The organism is Streptomyces sp. NPDC059008 (assembly GCF_042749045.1).
Classification (GTDB): Bacteria; Actinomycetota; Actinomycetes; order Streptomycetales; family Streptomycetaceae; genus Streptomyces.
Window position 1 is genome coordinate 1 of record NZ_JBHYJC010000055.1, and the last position, 18,598, is coordinate 18,598.

15 protein-coding genes and 1 pseudogene are annotated in these 18,598 nt (G+C 69.9%); 10 read left to right on the forward strand and 6 right to left on the reverse strand.

The window, feature by feature from the left end; all coding sequences use genetic code 11:
• Positions 1–654 precede the first annotated feature (654 nt).
• The 3 genes from ACFWZH_RS34995 to ACFWZH_RS35005 all read left to right on the forward strand — a co-directional run bounded on the left by ACFWZH_RS34995 (position 655) and on the right by ACFWZH_RS35005 (position 2,881).
• Complete coding sequence (locus ACFWZH_RS34995; protein WP_384440868.1) at positions 655–972, forward strand: MarR family transcriptional regulator; 318 nt, start codon at positions 655–657, stop codon at positions 970–972.
• Positions 973–2,041: 1,069 nt separating this feature from the next.
• Positions 2,042–2,293 carry a transposase family protein gene (locus ACFWZH_RS35000; protein WP_384440871.1) on the forward strand — a complete coding sequence of 84 codons (252 nt, stop codon included), beginning with the start codon at positions 2,042–2,044 and terminating at the stop codon, positions 2,291–2,293.
• Between the two features lie 33 nt (positions 2,294–2,326).
• Positions 2,327–2,881, forward strand: a complete 555-nt coding sequence (locus ACFWZH_RS35005; RefSeq protein WP_384440874.1) for a transposase family protein — start codon at positions 2,327–2,329, stop codon at positions 2,879–2,881.
• Between the two features lie 323 nt (positions 2,882–3,204).
• Here the strand turns inward: ACFWZH_RS35005 and ACFWZH_RS35010 are convergent, their stop codons facing one another.
• Positions 3,205–3,501, reverse strand: coding sequence for a hypothetical protein (locus ACFWZH_RS35010; RefSeq protein ID WP_384440877.1), 297 nt, complete (start codon positions 3,499–3,501; stop codon positions 3,205–3,207).
• Positions 3,502–3,518: 17 nt separating this feature from the next.
• Between ACFWZH_RS35010 and ACFWZH_RS35015 the strand changes: the two are divergent.
• Positions 3,519–3,913: pseudogene (locus ACFWZH_RS35015) on the forward strand (transposase family protein); the annotation flags it as partial.
• A gap of 258 nt (positions 3,914–4,171) precedes the next feature.
• Here the strand turns inward: ACFWZH_RS35015 and ACFWZH_RS35020 are convergent.
• The 5 genes from ACFWZH_RS35020 to ACFWZH_RS35040 form a co-directional block, all read right to left on the reverse strand.
• Positions 4,172–5,674, reverse strand: a complete 1,503-nt coding sequence (locus ACFWZH_RS35020) for a hypothetical protein (protein ID WP_384440880.1) — start codon at positions 5,672–5,674, stop codon at positions 4,172–4,174.
• Positions 5,675–5,767: 93 nt separating this feature from the next.
• Positions 5,768–6,094 (reverse strand): hypothetical protein, encoded by a 327-nt coding sequence (locus ACFWZH_RS35025; protein ID WP_384440883.1) that lies wholly within the window; start codon positions 6,092–6,094, stop codon positions 5,768–5,770.
• A gap of 14 nt (positions 6,095–6,108) precedes the next feature.
• Positions 6,109–7,035 (reverse strand): replication-relaxation family protein, encoded by a 927-nt coding sequence (locus tag ACFWZH_RS35030; RefSeq protein ID WP_384440886.1) that lies wholly within the window; start codon positions 7,033–7,035, stop codon positions 6,109–6,111.
• Positions 7,036–7,045: 10 nt separating this feature from the next.
• The gene (locus ACFWZH_RS35035) at positions 7,046–9,244 is read right to left on the reverse strand and encodes an ATP/GTP-binding protein (RefSeq protein WP_384440889.1); all 2,199 of its coding nucleotides are present in this window, start codon (positions 9,242–9,244) and stop codon (positions 7,046–7,048) included.
• Positions 9,241–9,699 carry a hypothetical protein gene (locus ACFWZH_RS35040; protein WP_384440892.1) on the reverse strand — a complete coding sequence of 153 codons (459 nt, stop codon included), beginning with the start codon at positions 9,697–9,699 and terminating at the stop codon, positions 9,241–9,243. The genes ACFWZH_RS35035 and ACFWZH_RS35040 overlap by 4 nt, the downstream gene beginning before the upstream one ends.
• A 735-nt stretch (positions 9,700–10,434) precedes the next feature.
• On the opposite strand from ACFWZH_RS35040, the gene ACFWZH_RS35045 reads away from it, so the two are divergent.
• The 6 genes from ACFWZH_RS35045 to ACFWZH_RS35070 all read left to right on the forward strand — a co-directional run bounded on the left by ACFWZH_RS35045 (position 10,435) and on the right by ACFWZH_RS35070 (position 18,577).
• Positions 10,435–11,328 (forward strand): hypothetical protein, encoded by an 894-nt coding sequence (locus ACFWZH_RS35045; protein WP_384440895.1) that lies wholly within the window; start codon positions 10,435–10,437, stop codon positions 11,326–11,328.
• A gap of 359 nt (positions 11,329–11,687) precedes the next feature.
• Positions 11,688–12,671, forward strand: coding sequence for a conjugal transfer protein (locus ACFWZH_RS35050; protein ID WP_384440897.1), 984 nt, complete (start codon positions 11,688–11,690; stop codon positions 12,669–12,671).
• The gene (locus ACFWZH_RS35055; protein WP_384440900.1) at positions 12,668–12,985 is read left to right on the forward strand and encodes a hypothetical protein; all 318 of its coding nucleotides are present in this window, start codon (positions 12,668–12,670) and stop codon (positions 12,983–12,985) included. The genes ACFWZH_RS35050 and ACFWZH_RS35055 overlap by 4 nt, the downstream gene beginning before the upstream one ends.
• On the forward strand, positions 12,982–13,602 hold the full coding sequence (locus ACFWZH_RS35060; protein WP_384440903.1) for a hypothetical protein: 621 nt from the start codon (positions 12,982–12,984) through the stop codon (positions 13,600–13,602). Before ACFWZH_RS35055 ends, ACFWZH_RS35060 begins: the two co-directional genes overlap by 4 nt.
• Positions 13,602–16,139, forward strand: coding sequence for an ATP-binding protein (locus ACFWZH_RS35065; protein WP_384440906.1), 2,538 nt, complete (start codon positions 13,602–13,604; stop codon positions 16,137–16,139). Before ACFWZH_RS35060 ends, ACFWZH_RS35065 begins: the two co-directional genes overlap by 1 nt.
• Complete coding sequence (locus tag ACFWZH_RS35070; RefSeq protein ID WP_384440909.1) at positions 16,136–18,577, forward strand: hypothetical protein; 2,442 nt, start codon at positions 16,136–16,138, stop codon at positions 18,575–18,577. The genes ACFWZH_RS35065 and ACFWZH_RS35070 overlap by 4 nt, the downstream gene beginning before the upstream one ends.
• Positions 18,578–18,598 lie beyond the last annotated feature (21 nt).

Sequence of the window (18,598 nt, forward strand, 5' to 3'; positions counted from 1 at the left end):
CATCGAAGGAACCGGAGGGTTCCTTCGATGACCACAGGCGACATGACGTCAGGGGTACGTGAGGGAATCGCCGGGTTCCCCCGGGTACCACCGGCGACATGTCGCCGGTGGTAATCTGAAGATCGTCAGATGGACGGCAGGAAAGAGCGCCAGGTCAGGGGTCGCAAGTGCCAAATCAAAGGCGCAGCGGACGCAGCCGGGAGCTGGTCAACACGGCGACCGGCGAGGTCCACCAGCTATGGGAGGCAGACGAGGAGGACAGCCCGCGCCGCTCCTACGCCTTCGGCGGCCGACATGGGCAGTTCAGCTTCGCTCGCGTCAAGGCCATGCTGGCCAAAGACTCCGGGATCACAGGTGACGACTTTCGGGTGTTTTTCTACTGCGGGATCATGACGTACGAGGAAGGGGGTGCCACTGCGAAGAACGCCGCCGAATTCCTCGGACTGACCCCGCAGGCGACCAGGAGGATCGCGAAGAAGCTCGCTGAGCACAAGATGCTCCTGGTGGCCGAAGTGATCGGCCGGACGATCAAGTACCGGGCGAGCCCACACATCGTCTCCGCCCTCTCCGGGCGGGAGCAGTCCGAAGAGGCCGCCGCCTTCCACCTGCCGACCCTGCCGGGACGCCCCGGCGCTGCTTCGAAGGGCCGATCCAATGCCACGTCAAAGCCCGTATCCCGAACTCGACGCTCTGCAGGAGCGGATGAGCGAGCTGCCGCACCTGAAGCAGAACGTGGTGATGACGTACGCGATCTTGGGGGGCCTGGAGCACTCCGTCGAGCACACGGCGGCTGAACTCGCGAGACGCATAGGAGTGCCTGCGCCGCACTTCTCACGGGCACGCCGGGAACTCGTCGCGGACGGCTGGCTGGAGTACACGCACCACGAGGGACAGGTGAAGTTCTTCCGTCTCGGTGAGAAGGCGACCGGCCGGGAAGTCGTCGTACCGCTGCGAAGCCGGCCAACCGCCTGAATCAGTTGAAGATTCAGCTCAGGGGTCGGAGCATTGTCCGGCCCCTGACGTGTCAGCATCCTCACTGATGTGGCCACGGAAGCAACGGGCGCCCTGGGCCACTACAACGAAGGGCGGGGCTACACGTCGGTCCTGCGATGGCTACCACGGAAGTCGAGGACGTGGGCGTACACGCGACTGCGGAGAGCAGGACAAGCGGCAAGCAGGATCGAAGTGCCCGCGGAGATAGATCCGCAGGTCGCGTTCGAGAACCTGGTCACAGCCAATACGATTGACCTGGGATGGTGTGCGCCATGAAATCCGAGCCGAGCTCCGACCCCGCGCGCCACTACGACCGGGGAGGATGGCTGGTTCAGTTCACCGGCCACACGCTTGTCGTCTGCCCTCGATGCGGCGGCCGCGCACGCATCCTTCCCCGCCCTGGCCTCCCTGAGCCCAAATCCTCTTATGAGCTGCTGTACCTGCCACGTCGACTTGCCTGCCAAGGGTGCGGTGCGGTCGCCGATTGGGAACCGGAGGTACGGGGGACCGGACTCGTCGCGACGAATCCGGGTGGCACAGAGGATCCGTTCTTCTGAAGGCCCCTGTGGCTGCAGACCCGCTGTGTCGGCCAGATCCTGTGGGCCTACAACGAATAGCACGTCACCGCACTGTCAGACTACGTCGGCGCCACCTTGCGCGAGCATGGGGCAAGCCCGAAGAGGGCGATGATCCCGCGGCTGCCACGGTGGTTTCTGACGCCGCGCACGAGCGTGGCGACCGCCCTCAGCACTATGGAGCCCTGTACTTCCGAGGCGGCCCGTAAGAGAAGAGGTCTTGAAACCCGATCCGGGCGTCCAGCACTCTGCCGTATCGAGTCAATTGTCCACCGCTTCAGCGGCGACTTCTGCAACCCGCGATGGCGACACCAGGCTCGCCACGCAGCAGCGGCAGTTCAACGCGCGCAGTACAGACCTGGACAGGGAGCACGTCTGCCACACGACAGGCGGCTGACGGAAACGGCACCTAACGACCTCGTGCATGGTTGGCGGTGAGGTGCGAGCTCTTAATCGTTGATCATGGTTGCGTGGTGGGGAACGCGACACGTGCAGCGATCATCAGCGACCGAAAGGTCACGGGCCTGTCGGCCGATGTGATCGCCGAACTCGTCGCCGAGGTCGGCCCGTTGTGGCATGAGCGCCACCAGACCAGACTCGCCTCCCGGCTGCGGAGGCGAGCCGTCGGCGCCGGTGCGAAGCACCGGCTGGTGTTCGTCGACCGGCTCCTGGCCACCCTCGTCCATCTCCGCCACGGGACCACCCACGACGTACTGGCCTGCTGATTCGGCGTGGACCGCTCTACCATCAGCCCCGACGTGCGACTGCGGACCCTCGCCGAGGTCGTCGACCATCTCGGCGCCAGCGAGAAGACCGGCACCATCGATGGCACGGAGATCCGGGTCCGGCGGCCGGCCGTTGGACGCAAGGACCGGGACACGTTCATCTCAGGCAAGAGCAAGCAGAACGCCGTCAAGGCCATGGTGGTCACGGACGGCGGAGGCCGCGTGCTGTGGTGCAGCCCGACCAGGCCCGGAAGCTGCGCGGATATCACTCACGCCCGTCAGTTAGGGCTGGTCAGGCTCCTGGCCGGTGGACCCGTGGTGGATCTTGCCGATGCCGGCTACCAGGGTCTGGGCGCACAGACCGGCGGACGCGTGGTGACACCACCCCATCGCAAGTTCAAAAGGAACGCGCCGGACTGGTACGAGGAGAGGTACGGGCGACAGCGCAAGGCGCATTCCTCGCGACGCATCCGTGTCGAGCACGGCATCGCACACCTGAAGAACAGGCGAGCCCTGGCCCGTCATCTGGGCCATCGCGAGCACATGAGCGACACCGTCCGAGCCATCGCCGGTCTTCTGTCCCATTAGCAAACCACGGACCTGGCATCGGCTCGGCAGGTATGAGCATCGAGCCGCAGCGAAGCCCTCGACACCTCACCGCCAACCATGCACGAGGTCGTAAGAGTTGTCCCGTAATCCCATGAGGCTGAGGGGCATGCTGTGTCCGGGTCGGTGCCGATGGCACCGGCCGAGCGAAGTGAACGTCCGAGGTCTCCGGTGAGGATGCGGGGGTGTCGCCGCCACCACCACAGGTCGGGGCTGGGCAGCCTGTGGAACTGGTCGAGTGCCTGGCCGTCGTCGTCGATGGTCGCGGCCTTGTACCGGTTATCCAGAGCTTTGATCTGCGGGGTTCAGAGCTGGACGATGTGTCCGTCCAACAGGAGCCAAGCCTCGTGGAGCCAGTCTCGGCAGTAGAGGTCGTTGGTGTACTCGTAGATGTCGTCGCCGCAGCCGCGCTCGATGGCGCTCACCAGGGCGGTCCATGCGTTCACCCTTTCAGCGACTGTGAATGCCGTCCGCCAGCCGCGCTGGTGCAACAGCTCTCCCACCTCGGTTTCAATAGCCACGGAGGTGAGGCTCTCATGCGAATCCGTCCGGGCGACCGGGATATGTCCCGCCAGAGGCTGGCGGCCCGGCAGCGTGATCAAGGTGAGACGATCTCGCCGTGGCTGGTGTGATTACGGCGTCGGAGCCGTCCTGGATACACCCGTTCACCGGGCTGAGCCCGCGGCAGTTCGGCAAGCTGATGACGCATCTGCGGCGCGAGGGTGCGGACGTGGTCCGCAGGCGCCGGCCGTGGAGCCTTCCGCTGGAGGACCGCGCACTGCTGGTCGCGGCCTACTGGCGAACGAGCCTGACGAAACGGCAGCTCGCACCGCTGCTCGGGGTCTCGAAGTCGGCTGCTGACCGCATCATCGACCACCTCGGGGCCTATGTTCACGCTTCGACCCCGTGAGCGATTCGGCAAAGACACCATGCTCATCGTGGACGGAACCCTGGTCCCCACCCGCGACCACACCATCGCCGCACAGTCGAAAAACTACCGGTACTCCACCAGCCGGGCCGACGCAGAAGGCCGGTATGCCGGCGCGGAGCCGGGGTGGCAGGCCGTAGGCGCTGCTCTTGACCTGCCGTGGTCGCGTGCGGGAGCTGCCAGGAGTGTCGGACGCGCTCGGCGCGCCGCTCCGGGGGCGGGGGACCAGCGCCCCGGCCGCTGCGCCCCCGCCACGAAAGGCTTTCTCCCTTCGGCTATCGCGTAGGAAGAGATGTCGGCGTGAGCGGCAGGCATGCCTAACGGCTCTGACCTGCACTGATGTGTCAGCTGCCCGTCTGGGCCTCACTACCCTTGGTACTACTCTCGGCGCAACGCTGGGGACTACTGGGTAGGCAACCCCTGCTACTACCGTGCGGACTACCCTCGGTGCAACCCGGAGCTCTCGCTGTCCGGCCGGTCTCCAACTCGGCACGCAGCTCGGCGAACGCTCGCTCTGCGGCCTGTTGGTCGCGCAGCGCCGCCATCCATCCTTCGTGGACCTCGGGCTTCGGGCACGCCAGCCGTGTTCCCCGGCAGCGGTAGGCCTCAAGGGCGGAGGCGCCTGGGTCGGTGAGCGTCTTCCAGAACAGATGTTCCGGCTCGCGGAGGTGGGACGGGCAGGATGTCGTCGGCCGCCTGGACGGCTGGCTGGGGCGGGAGGTCAGGGCTTGTCGTAGGGCTGGACGCAGATGGGTCTCGTAGTGCTGCCAGGCGGGGGCGTCGGTCCCGTTGAGGGAGCGGAGCAGCTTGGTGTAGCGCTCGGCGTGATCGTCGGCCTGAGCCGAGGGGGTGGGATGCGCCGAGGGTGTGGTGGGCAGGTCGCCGCAGTCCTGGCGGCGCGCAACTTCGTGGTGGACGTAGGCGATGGCGTTGCGCAGGTGTCCGGGTACGCCCCAGGTGCGGAGTTCGGCGACCAGGCTAGGGGCGCTCCAGCCGGCGTTCAGCAGAGGGCGGAGGGCGTAGGCGAGTTTGCGGGAGCAGGTGCTGTTCAGCCACCAGACCTCCGTCTGGAGGTGCTCGGCGACGGTGATGTGCTGGGCGCAGCGCTGCGGAGTGGTCCGGTTGTCGTCAGGGCGGCGGAGGGTGGAGGTCTTGCGTGCCGCGCGCTTGCGCGGGGTGTATTTCTTACCCCCCTCTATCTGCACCTGTAGGTGGTCTGTGGAGACCACCACAGAAGGGGTGCAACGCGTCCCGTGTGCGGCGTGCTGTGCTTCGGCCTTGCGGCGGGCCGCGGCGACGGCTTGGCGACGGCCTTGGTCGGTGACGCCGATGATGCGGGCGTGGTAGCCGTGTCCGGACAGGCGCCGGCCGTGGGCTTGGTCGTAGGCGGGCGGGGCGACGGCGGCGAAGAGGGTGGCGGTTGCGCGGTAGCCGTCGCCGGGCTTCCAGGTGCCCTTGGTGCGGAGCACGTTGGCTTTCGTGCCGTGCTCGACGTAGGCGATCAGGCCGAGCTCACGCAGGTGCTGGGCGGCGTACATCACGGTGCGGCGGGAGACGCCGAGGGCGCGTGCTGTGGCGTCGGCGGCGAAGGTGAAGTGCCCGTGGCGGCTGGTGCGCATTCGTGCGGCGAAGACCTTCGCCAGGCGCAGGGTGGTGGCGCCGGCCTTGGGGTGGTATCCGCTGTTGATCATGTGGTGGGCGGCGGCGAGGAAGTCTGCGCTGCGGCACAGTTGGCGGGAGGCGGTGGTGTGCCACTCCTGGTTGCTCTGGTCGTGGATGAGGGTGAATTCCGGTCGTGCGAGGGGGGTTTCCTCGGTCCGGTGGTCGCTGGTGGGGTGGTCGTGCATGATGAGGGTGCGCTTCTCTCAACAGGAAGTTGCAGCAGCGCCGTGAGGCGCCTGGTGGCCGCGGAGGTGATGACTCCGCGGCCACTTCTGCGTTCAGTGGGGGACGGGGGAGGCCGGGTGGGGTGCTGTGTGGGAGGTGCGCGGGATGAGCAGGAGGTCGTCGACGGTGCCGCGGCCGTCGGTCTGCTGCTGCCAGCCCTCGACGATGTGGTGGATGACGGAGCGGGCGATCATCCGGTAGTCCTCGGCGGACTGCTCCTGGCCGGCGAGTGCTCCTATGGGGCGGGTGTGGCAGTACAGGGCGAGCATTTCGGCGATCAGTGGGGTGCGTGGCCGGGGCATCGCGGTCAGCTGTGCGCAGGCGGGCTGGTTGATGGGGGCGGGGGCCGGGGCGGGCTGGGGCTTGTTGAACCAGAACATGGGGGTCCGATCGGTCAGGCCGCGATCGCGGCGGGGGTGGTGGTGAGCCAGATGTCGGTGGGAGTTGCTGGGCCGAGTACGGGCGTGAAGATGGGGGCGAAGGGGCCGCGCTCGCGTAGCTCGTCGAGGGTGGTGACGCCGGCTCGGATGCCGGCTGCCGTGAGGTCGTGGTCGGCGGCGGCGAGGCTGCGCAGATCGGCGATGCGGCGCTTGAGGCGGGCGGGTGAGGCGCCGGTGAGGACGAACAGGACGCGGGGGTAGAGGGGGTAGCGGCTGCGCCAGGCCGGCCTTGTGGTGGGGTTCTTGCGCGCAGCCCGGTTGGCCGGTTGCGGGGTGTAGGAGTGGTAGGCGGCGTAGGCGTGGAGTTTGTGGGCCAGGCGGGCCACGGTCATCTGGGTGCGGTCGACCTCGATGAAGAGGGTGAGCAGGGTGCGCTGGTCTTTGTCGGTGTGGACGTAGCTGAGGACGGCGTCGGGGATGAGGGTCAGGTCTTCGCCGGGGCGGTCGTCGGATCGGTAGTGGTGGGCGGTTTCTGGGGACCAGTCCAGGGGGCCGCATTCGTGTCCGAGGCGGGCGGCGTGGGTGATGAAGGCGATGCCGGTTTCCACCGTGGCCAGGGTGTGGTTCTGCAACGGGCCGACGGCGGCCTGGCGGCTCATGCGGTAGGGGCGGCGCGGCAGCAGGCCGGTTGCCTCGACGGACTCGGCGCCGTCTTCGGTGAGCCACCACAGCAGTTCGCGCTGCCCGTGTCGGCGGTATTGGACGGAGCCGACGAGGTTGTCGGTGCGCAGGGTCCGCAGCTGGCGGCGGAGGTACTCGGCGTTGCCGAGGATCAGGCGGTGCAGTTGGCCGGTGGAGACCAGGCGGTGTTGGTAGAGGATGTAGAGGACCTGTTGGCCGGTGGCGTTGTGGCCGGCGGCCGCGGTGTGGGGGTAGGGCATCGTGGGGCTCCTAGCCGAGGTGGGTTTGCTGGCTGTCGGTGGTGCCCTCCGTGCGCTGGTCACTTGAAGCAGGTCCTGCCGGGCGTCCGGTGAAGAGGTTGCGGATGCCTTCGTCGAGGGCTTCGAGGGCTTCGAGCACCTCGCTGACCGGGCGCCGGCGGGTGTTGGTGTCGATGGCCTGGCGGAGGGCAGGCAGTCCGTCGGGGTTGTAGTAGTCGGCGAAGATCTCGTCGACGGGCAGGCCGCGGACGCGGAACGGTTTGCTGGGCCGGCCGTTGAGGGCGATCGACATCACGTAGTGGTATTTGGGCAGTTCGGTGATGGTTTCGGCGGTGACGTGCCCGTTCCAGCGGCGGGCGACGAAGGCGGCTTCGTCGTAGTCGGCGGCGCAGGTCGAGAGCAGCGACTGGTTCTGCAGCAGCGCCTGACGGGTGGTGGCCGACAGGCGCAGCGCCATCTGTGTCATCCCGACGAACCTGATCTCGTACTTGCGCAGCTGCTCGGCGATGGCGGCGAGGAAGCCCTTGGAGGAGGAGTCCAGGGCGGTGAGTTCGTCGCCCCAGGCCCAGAAGGTCTTGCGGTCGTTGCGGGGGGTGTCCTGGCGGGAGAGGCCGGCGCGGTGCAGGTCGTGAATGAGCAGGCAGGAGACGAGTGCGTCGGATTCGGAGCCGGAGGGGCAGATGAACACGATGCGGCCGGTGTCCATGGCGGTGCGGACGTCGTAGCCGGAGCGTGGGGAGCCGAAGAAGGCGCGCAGCGAGACGGAGGTGTCGAGGCGGTCAACCGCGTAGGTGACCGTGGGCACCGAGTTCTCCGCCAACTTGGGGAATGTCGTGTTCCAGTACTGCTGCACGGTGCGCGGCAGGTGGGGCAGGAGGCTTTCGCGCCAGCGGTCGTCGGTCAGCCAGGATCGGATCTGGAACAGGGTGGGCTGCAAATCGGGTCGGCCGGCGTCTACCGCCTGGAGCGCGAGGAGGGCGAGAGCCTGGACGGTGCGCGCCAGGATGGTGCGGGCGCGCGGAGCCTTGTCGCCCCAGTCCTGCGCGGCGGCGATGCCCTCGGTGACAGCGCGGACGACCTCCTGGACGTGAGTGGCGTCGCGCCCCTCCATCGACAGCGGGTTCCACGACACCACGCGCTGATCGGGGGTGGGGGTGGCCAGGTTGATCTCCCACAGCCGGTCCTGCAGGTGCGGATGCGCGAGGTAGGGCTGTGCACGCATCCAGGCTTCGCCGTGGGGGTCGAGGAACCAGACGCCATGGCCGTTGTGGGCCAGGGCGATGGCCTGCACCAGGCCGGCTTCGGTCTTGCCGTGGCCGGCCTTGCCCAGCTGCAGGCCGAACAGGAGGTCCTTGCTGTGGGCTGCGCCGATGCGCTCGCGGCCGTCGGGATAGACGACGGCGCCGAGCGGAACGAGGTCGCTCTGCCCGGTGTAGACCGGCAGGTTGGCTGGGGCGGGCGGGACGATTCCTCCGGAGCGCGTGATGTTGCTGCCCGAGCAGCGGGCGGTGGGGGGCTTGAGGAATCCGGCGAGTTCGGGGGCGGTGAGCCACTGCCGGCGGTGAGGTGTGAACTCGCCGGTGGCCATGCGGTGGTCGAAGCGGGTGATGGCACGGCGGGTCTTGGGGCGGTGGGGCTTGAAGTAGTTCTCGCCGCTGGTGGAGGCAAGGGCGGCGAGCAGCTGGTTCATGCGGGCGCGGGCGGCCTGGGGGTGGCGGGCGGAGGTGCGCAGCAGGAGTTGGACGGCGAAGACCGCGCCGCCGGGGGTGAACTTGCCGACGCTGTCGCGGATATCGCTCTGCCGCGGCACCCGGTTCGTCGCGCGTGCCTGGCGGTTGCCGTTCCAGTCGGAGGTCAGGGCATCGATGAGGCCGGCACCCAGACCGGCGGCGCTGCCCGTGGTGAGGCTCTCGCCATACGCGGAGGGGCCTCGGCGGCGGGCGGCAGCGAGCAGGGCGCGACGGCGGCGGGCGAGGCGGCGCTCGCTGACCGGGATCAGGTCCAGGCACACCTCGGCCTGCTCGCCTTCCTCGCTGCGGACGCCGGCGAAGGCCGCAGCGAGCGACTGCAGCGGGTCGGGGTTCAGGCCCAGGGACGCGAGGGGCTTGGCGTCGGGGAGCGCCAGGACGAGCTCCGCGCGCTCGGTGTACTGCGGCCTGTCCGGGCCGGCCACGGGCGAGGACGGCTTGGCCAGATCGACGAGGGTCATCGCCGAGCCTCCTTGGCCAGGGAGAAGTGCACGGGGTGGATGTCGGTGCCGGCGTGCGGGGTGCGCACCTCGACCTCGGAGTAGGCCGGCATGCGCATCACCGCGGCCGCGTCGGCGGGGCCTTCGAGGTAGCAGCGCATCTGGCCGTCGGTGACCGTGTAGCGCAGGCGGGCTGCGGAGCCGCGGGCCGGGGCGCCGGCCGCGTGGTGGATCCGGGCGAACTGGTGGGCTGCCCGGCCGACCTCTTCCAGGCTGGGGTTGAAGGTGGACGTCGGCACCAGCTCGACACAGGCCCGGTGGGCCAGGGCCGCATCTGCCTGCTGGCGGCGGCGCAGGCCGACGATTCCGGTGGCGATGGCTCCGATGAGGATGAGGGCTGCGAGGTAGGGGGAGCTCGCGGCGATGACGTGTGCGGCGTCGAGGGCGGCTGCTGCGCCGGGCAACTCGGCGCTCATGCCCGGATCCGGTCGGGGTGGGTGTACTGCTGCATGGGTCCTCCAGCGGTTGCGGTCCTTGCATCAGGACCAAGTGCGGCTGGAAGGCCGATTCGGACAGCACCCCCTCGACTTTTCTTCTTCTTTACTTTTGGGGTCGGCTTCCGTTGACGGCGAGGTGTCCGCTGCGGGCGGCTGGCCGGACCCTTCGCTCGTCAATCGCGGCGACCGGCGCCTGTCTCCTTGTCGCGTCTCGCTGATGTCGCCGAGGCCCCCGCGGTTGCCCGCGGGGGCGTGGTGGCCGATCGGATGTCGCGGATGGCCGATCGGTCACGGCCTGCCGATCGGCCATCGGCCATGACCGGTTGGGCGCTGTCGGCCATCGGCCATGACCGGGCCGCGCGAATCGGCCACGGCCCCAGTGGCCGCTGCTCCGCCCGGATCGGCCACGCCCGTCGGCCTCCCGCCGCGGGCGCGCGGCCATCCTCCGGGGCATGCCCGGGGCCACGGCAGGTGGCGGGACAGGCATGCCCAGGCACAGCGCCGCCACAGGACTGGGCTGCCCTGGCACGCCCTCGCTGCCCGAAAGGCATGCCCAGGACCGGCGCCAGGCTCCGCTCGGGACTGCCGCAGGGCGAAAGGAGGCATGCCCATTCAATGGGCATGCCTCCCACCTGCTGTTTTAGGGCTGCGGGCAGGCCTTTGGGCATGCCTCGATGAGGAGAGTTCACGGCACGAGCTGAAAGGAGCGGTGCCGTGAACACGACCCCGAACACGACCCCCGGGATCTTCCGTCGTCTGGACGCGGAATGGGCTGAGCTGTGCGCAGACCCTGGCGTGCGAGGCGCCGTCTACGGATGGCTGATGGCCGACTGTCTGGCCTTCGATGTCGCGGCCGTGACCGATTCCTGGGTGCGCGCCCTCGGTCCCGAACAGCTCCTCGCCGCGCTGCGTCCGACCGGATCGGCCACGGGCGATGCCCTGACCGATGCGGTGCTGCGCGCCCTCCTCGACCGGGCGGCCGGCCATGGCCGATCGGCCATCCTGGCCGCGCGCATCGTGGTGCAGGCGATGATCCCGGCCGCGGTGCGCATCACGCACGGACAGCTCCGACCCTTCGGCGGCCGCACCCTCGACGACGTCGGCCACATGGTCATCGCCGCACTTTTCGAGATCGCGCGCAGCGGCAAGGTGCACCGACGCCCCGGCCGCCCGGCCGCGAACCTCGCGCTCGATGCACTGCGACGTGTCCTTGCCGACCTGGCCGCCGACCGCGAACCCCGCGGATCGGAGCTGAAGGCCGCGGAGGATCTCGCCGCCCCCGTCGACCCCTTCGACTCCGCATGCGCCTGCATGGTGCGTTGCGCCGCGGTCAGCGCCGGTCTCGACGAAACCCCGGCCGAGGAAGACCTCACCACCGCGCGCCTGCAACTGCTGGAGCTGGTTGTGAACGCGATGGACGACGGCACCCTCAGCGAGGCCGACGCCCGCGCCATCGCCGGGCACTACCGCAGCACCCCGGCTCCCCTGCCCGACCGCGACGCGGCCCACGCCGCCGGCACCAGCGTCAGCACCTGGCAGCGCCGCCGCAGCCGCGCCGTCGAGCGCCTGAAGTCCGCCACCCGATCCACCACTCACCCCGCTGCCTGACCACCCGGCCGAAGGAGCCCGCCATGTCCACCACCCGACCGCCCGCCCTCTCGAAGGCGGCCTTGCCTCTGGACGAGGACGAGGTGCGCGTCACCACCGCCCAGCGCCGATTGATCGCCCTGGGCGCCTCTGGTCACCACCCCGTTCGACACCTCCGTCCACCAGCGACTGCTGCGCTTCCTGAGCCAGGACATCGGCGCGGTGCTGACGTCCTTGCGCACACTGCAGCAGCGGCCCGAAGCACAGCTGCGGGCCCGCATCGCCGAGCTGACCCCCATGTCCGCGAACGTGACCGTTGCCGGGCGGCACCGGTGATGCGGCTACGCCGGACCAGGCCAGCCCCCAGCACTTCCGAGCCGGTGGACACCGGATGGGCCACCACGCCGATGTCCACCGGAGCCATGGCCAACTGGACAGCACTGGCGCGCTGGAGCGCCTGGGGCCTGCTGCTGACCGGTCCGCTTCTCGGCGGCTGGGCGTTGGCCTCCACCCCGCAGCCGGTGGCCGTGTCCTCACGGGCGGAGGCACCAAAGGCGCAGCCCGCGTCGTCGGACGCGGTGGCGCCGTCCGGGTTCGCCGAGGTGTACGTCGCCGCCTACGTCAAGGCCGGCGACAGCGACGCGGCCTCGGAGGAGCTCGCCACGTTTTACCCGGCGGCCCGCGCCATGACGTGGAGAGCCGAGGAGGGGGCGGAGCGCGCGGAGTCAGCCTCGGCGGTGCAGGTGCGGCAGATCTCGGCCGGCTACTGGTCGGTGACCGTGGCCGCACGGATCACCGACTCGTCAAAGGGCAACGAAGGCCACGTCCGGTACTTCCAGGTGCCGGTGCGTGCCACCGCCGGGACCAAGGGCGCGGCGTCGGGATGGGTCGCGGCCGCGCTGCCTGCGGAGGTGGCAGCGCCGACCGGCGCCAAGGGCGCAGCGCCTGAGCTGTCGTACGGCTCGGCGCACGCGCCGCTGGCGTCCGACCCGGCGGTGCAGACGATCAACGGCTTCCTGGCCGCGTACCTGACGGGCCGCGGCGAGCTGGACCGCTACCTCTCCCCCGGCACCACGCTGCACGCCGTGCGGCCGGCTCCGTACACGGCGGTGACCATCACGCAGATCTCCGACCACGGCCAGGGACCGGCCGAAGGTGCCGAGGCCCAAGTCCCGCCCGACGGTGTCCAGCGCCGGCTCCTGGTCGACGTCGAGGCCGTCGGCAAGCACACGAGCAGCCGGCCGATGACGTACGCGATCGAGCTGTGCGCCCGGGACGGCCGGTGGGAGGTCGCCGCGCTCGAAGCCGCCCCCGCTCTGGCGACGTCCGCCAACTCTTCTTCTCAGGAAAGGCACGGCTCATGAACGGGCTCATGCAGATGGCAGGGGCCATCTCCGACTTCAACAGCCTCACCTCCCAGCTCAAGACTGCGGCTTTGGTGGGCGTGCTGGGGCTGATGTACGTCCTCTCGGTCGCTTCTGTGTGGCACCAGACCAAGAGCGTGCTGAAAGCAGCTGCTGCGGCGATCGGTGGGGCGGTGGTCATGGCCATCGTCGTGAATATGGCCGTATTGAGGGACAAGATCGGCGAGGACCTGAAGAACCCGGGCGGCACGGCGGCCCCGGCCGCGGTCCGCGTCGTCGACCACATCGGACCGGCCGGCGGTGACCGGCGATGAGCACCACCGCTGCGGCGCCGGAGCCGCTGATCGGCCGCTGCTACACGAAGGCACGACGACACCAGAACGTCGTTGGCACCTGGCCAGGCGGCGGCCGGATCTGGGGCGGCCCCTACACGTGGCCGCAGATCATCGTGGCGGCAGCCACCCTGGCGGTGCTGCTGCTCACCGTCGGGCTGTGGGCGCATCACGGCCTGCTCGATGCCCTGCCGCTGCTCGGTGTGCCCTACGCCCTGGCGCTGGTTGTGGGGCGAATCCATATCGATGGCCGCAGCCCCTTCGCCGTGGCGGCCAGCGCCCTTGGCCTGGCGGTCAGCGGATCGTCCGGCCGGATGGACGGCCGCCCTGTGCGCCGGCCCCGGCGCGGTGCAGCGGTCGGTGTTTGCACGCTGACCTGGCAGCCGACCAACGACAGCCCGGCGGTGCTGGCGGAGGCCGACGCCCCCTCCGCCCACCAGCCGATGCACGCCGTTACCGCATCTGACGAGATCGCAGCAGTCACCGACCGGCTGGTGGCCGACGCGCCTGTGGTGCGCGTGACGTCGGGCGTGGGCGCTCTGCTCGCCGCCCGCACTACCAGCCAGACCACCACGAACACGAACGAGCGGGGGCAGTAATGCGGATTCCCGTCCGGCACATCGCCGGAAATGTCATCTGGACCCGTCACGGCACCTGCTGGGCGCTGTGGCGGGTGGAGGGCGGCGGGCACGCCCAGTCCTCCCGCACCGTCAAGGAACGGCGGCTGCGTGCCCTGGAGTCGTTGGTCAAGCAGCTGCACGGCGAGTCGATGATGCTCAGCCTGTGCCCGCAGGTCGACCCGGCCGCGGTGGTGCGCAAGATGACCGACGGCGTCGACCTGGCCGCGAGCGAGCGCTATGAGCAGCTGGCGACGCGGGTGTGGGACCAGCTGGAGCGCATGGAGCTGACCAGCCGCGTGGACTGGCTGGCCGTCCCGCTGCCCGCGGGCAGCAAGAAGCAGGCCGCCGGCATGGCGTTCGATGCGGCCCGCGCGGAAATGGCCCTGCAACTGGGCCTGCTGCCCGCACCGGTCAGCGCCCGCGAAGAGGAGCGCCGGCTGAAGCAGGCACGCGCCCTCGCCGGGACGTGGCCCTCGACGATCGCCCTGCGTCCCGCGACCGAGGCGGAAATCCTGTGGATCTACGGGCACAGTGCCCGGCGGGGAGTGCTGGAGCCCCTGCTGCCCGAACCGGAGCAGACCACCGGGCGCGGCCGCGGCCGCGGAGCTGCTGCTCTGGGCGAGGTCATCCTCGCGGAGAGCGCCGCTCCCGCCGCCGAGATCGGCGAGGAAGAAGACGGCTCGGGCAAGGGCCGGTTCGGGCGGCGCTGGCTTCAGGTCTCCACCGAGTGGGGCGAGTCCTACCAGACGTTCCTGTCGCTGGCCGAGATGCCCGAGCGGTTCATCTTCCCCGGCAGCGAATACCTCGCCGCCCTGGACGAGTACAGCTTCCCGGTGGACTGGGTGATGCGCCTCAAGGTCACCCCGGGTGCCCTCGCCAACAAGAAGGCCGGCAGGCAGGCCAATGAGCTGGCGAACCAGCCCGGCGAGTACGAGGGGGAGGTCTCCGGCGTGCCGTCGCATGTGCACGAGGCCACCGAAGACATGGCGGACTTCCGCAGCGCGGTGACCCGGTCCAAGTCCGAGGTCGAGGTCCAGGCCATGGGCACGCTGTGCGTCTGGGGCACCACCCCGGCCGAAGCTGAGGCCCGCGCCGCCGATCTGAAGACCCACTTCGGGGAGGACGACTACACCTTCATCCGCCCCGTGGGCGAGCAGGAGCGGCTGTTCTACGGGATGTTGCCTGGTGCCCGCACCCCGAAGGTGATGCTGTCCTACGCCCAGGTGCTCCTCGCGAAATCCTTCGCGATGGCTGGTGCCTTCGGTGGATCGGCGCTGGGCGATGCCAAGGGGCCGCTGTACGGCCTGCAGCTGTCGGGCGGCGGCACCCGGCCCGTGCTGACCGACTGGTCACTGGGCCCGCAGAAGTCCGCCTCCGCCTCTGCGGCGTATGTCGGTGAACTCGGCGGTGGCAAGAGCGTCGCGATGAAGACCGCCGTCTACGCCATCCTCGCCGCCGGCCGCAAGACCGATCAGCCCGGCAGTCGAGGGCGGGCCGTCATCGTCGACCGCACACCGCAGCAGGAGTGGGTCCGTTTCGCCGAGGCGTGCCCTGGCACTACCCAGGTCATCACCATCGACTCCGAGGCGGAGGTCTCCCTCGATCCGCTGCGCACGATCCGCGACGCCAGCCAGGCGCAGCGCCGTACGGAGTCGTTCCTGACGCTGCTGCTGGGCATCGGCCCCATGAGCGACCAGGGCATCGTGCTGTCGGAGGCGATCGAGGCGGTCCTGGTCGGCAAGTCGCCGTGCATGGCAGCGCTGGTCGGCGAACTACAGTCGCGGGGCAAGCGCGATGCGACCTCGAACGCGGTAGCGCGCAAGCTGGCCGCGGTGGCCCGCAAGGACCTGGCCCGCACGATCTTCGACCCGACGTTGCCGGTGGTGGACACGTCGAAGGCCGACTCGATTGTCTTCGCCACCGCCAACCTGGCGCTCCCCAAGGAGCACGAGCTGGCAGCCGACCGGCTGGCGACGCTGGAGTTCGAGAAGACTTTCGGCCGGGCGGCGCTGTATCTCATCGCGGCGTTGTGCAGGGAGATTTGCTTCTCCAATCCTCATGAGTTCTGCGTGGCGGTGTGGGACGAGTGCTGGTGGCTGACCTCCTCCCCCGAAGGCATGGCTCTGCTCCTGGAGCTGGTCCGCGATGGCCGCAAGCACAACGCCGGCTGCCTGGTCGGGTCGCACGACGGCGAGGACATCGGCCCGGAGGCGTCGGCCACCGGGCAGGTCATCCGCGGTCTGTTCCCCAGGAAGTTCTTGTTCCGGCAGACCGACGTCGCCCTCGCCAAGCGTGGCGTTGCGTTCCTCGACCTCGATCCGACCGACGAAGACCTGGTCGAGCTGGTCACCACCGGCCTGTCCCCCATGGATGTCGCCGATGAGATCCGGGCGCAGCGGGCCGGCGAGTGCCTGCACCGCGATCTGTACGGGCGGATCGGCGGGATGCAGGTCGTCATCCCTGCCGACCTGCAGGCCGCCACCGCGATCCACTCCGACCCGGCGAAGTCGGCATGAGGTGGCTGCGCCTGGCCGGGCAGACGGCGTGCACAGGGCAGCGAGGAGCCTGGCGGCTGGTGCTGGTGCTGTGCGTCGCGGCCGTCCTCACCACGGCAATGGCAGCGCACGCGGCTGCGGCTCCCGAGCCCAAGCCCTCTGCGTCGACCAGCGCGCAGCCTTCCCCCGTCGGCTCCGAGATACCCGGATCGCAAGACCAGAAGCCGGCGCCGGACGGGCGTACGGGCGTGGCGTACGAGGACACCGCGCAGGGCAAGGCAGCGGCGAAGAAGGCGCAGCGGGAGAAGAAGGAGTCGCTGCGCAAGAAGCTGCGCCGGATGGGCATCGGCAAAGACGACCTCCTCGACTCCTTCCATGTCACCGATGAGCACGGCATCCCCGTCAGCGCGTTCAAGGTGGACTCCGAGTCCGGGGAGTGGTCGGACTGGGACCTGAAGGTCGAAGAGTGGCTGACCAGCCTGCTGTTCATGTGCACCAAGTGGCTGGTGGCCTTCGCCTGCTGGCTTCTCACCTGGGCGCTGGCCTTCAAGCTGGCCTCGCTGCTCCTCAAGCCGGCGCTCGCGGTCTCGGACTCCCTCTACAACAGCGTCCTGCTTCAACTCGGTTTGCCCGGCCTGTTCCTGGCTTTCAGCGGCACCGTCGCGGCGTGGCACTTCTTCTTCGGTGACCGCTCCCGCGGCTGGGGCGAGCTCACCGCGTCCCTGCTGATCTCCGCGCTCGCGGTCACCAGCCTCGCCTCGCCGCCCCAGACGCTGCTCGGCCCCGACGGCGCGGTGGGCAAGGCCCGCGACCTGGGTGTCGCCGTGGCCGCCATCGTCATGGGCCACGAGGACCCCACCGGACGGTCGACCGACGCCGTGGCCGACATCACCACACCGATCAGCGATGAGCTGGTCAGGGCGTTCGTGGTGCAGCCGAGCATGGTGCTCACCTACGGCCAGACGTTCGCCGACGACACCAAGGACAAATGCGCCTCACGGTTCACGTCCTCCCGGATCGAGACGGCCTTCGTCAACCAGAAGGTCGCCGAGCAGACCAAGAGCATCAAGGACATGCCGGATTCCGGGGACATCCTCCTGCCCGGGGTCGGCGGCAAGATCGACGACTTCGTCAAGAACAAGGCGACGCAGTGGGGCCTGGACACCTTCGGCGAAAAGCCCGACGCAAAGTTCGAGAAGGCGTGTGTGGGCGGCGACGCCAAGGCGGCGAAGAAGGCCTCCGCGGACAAGCTCGCCGGGGCCTTCTTCATGCTCCTGGCGGCGCTGCTGGTCTGCGTGCTCATCATCGGGCTCGCCGGCAGCTACCTGGCCGCCCAGGCATGGCTCGCCGCCGAGGCGATGCTGCTGCGCTGCGCGCTGATCGCCGGCACCCTGCCGGGGCCCGGCCGGGCATGGCTGTGGGCGCGGGGCGCCGCGATCGCCCGCGGCCTGGCCCTGCTGGTCGGCCTCGTGGTGGGGCTCGGGGTGTTCGTCGTCGCGGTCACCGCCGTGGTCTCCGCCGCCCCACGCGACATTCCCGGGGGCATCGTCGTCCGCTTCGTCACCGTCGACATCCTGTGCGTGGGCGCGCTCATCTTCCGCAAGCGCCTGGTCCACAAGTCGCAGCAGATGGCCGCCCGGCTCAAGGCCCGCGTCGGAGCCTCCAAACTCGGCGGTCGCGCTGTCCCCTCTGAGCTCGGCGCCGGTGGTGCCCGGCGCGGCACCCTGGGCAAGGTCGGTGGCGCTGCGCTGATGCTCGGCCTGATGGCTGCCACCGGCGGCGCCGCCGGGGCGGTCGGCGGCGGCATGGGCCGGGCCGGCGGCGCCCGCGCGCTGACCGCGCGCCTGGCCAAGGGCGCCGGAAGCGTCGCGCGGGGCGCCGAGCGAACGGTGCGTGCCGGAGCCCGAGCCGGCATGCGGGTAGGCCGCTTCGGGCTGAAGGGCACGGTGGGGCTTCCCGTATACGGGCCCCGGGCCGCACGGCGCACGGCGGCCGCAGTGCAGGCCGTGCCTGGCCAGGTCACTACCGCGGCCGCCCAGCTCAAGGACCGCCTTGATACGGCACGCGCAGCGTACGAACCGCAAGCGCGGGACTTCGCCGACGAGTACTGGCGCGGCATCGGCGGCCGCTGGATCAGCAACCGGATCCGTGCGCGCCGCGGCCTGCCGCCTGTGCCGTCCCGTCCCGCTGGCCGCTCGGCCCGGCGAACTACCGGTCCCCTGTCCCCGTCGGCGCGGCGTACGCCGGTCCGGCCGCCCAACTCAGCACCAGTTGCAGCGCCGCGCCGGAGCCGTCGGCCGCAGATGGTGCCGAACCGGCCGCTGACCCCGCCGGCGTCCAGCCAGCAGGCGAGTCTGCAGCAGCGGTTGCACCGCCTCCGTGCCCGTGGTGCCGCGGCCACCCAGCCGGTCCCGCCGCCCGTGCCGCCCCGTCCCCGGCAGCCTAGGAGGCGGTCATGAAGCGCCCAGTCGTCGCTACAG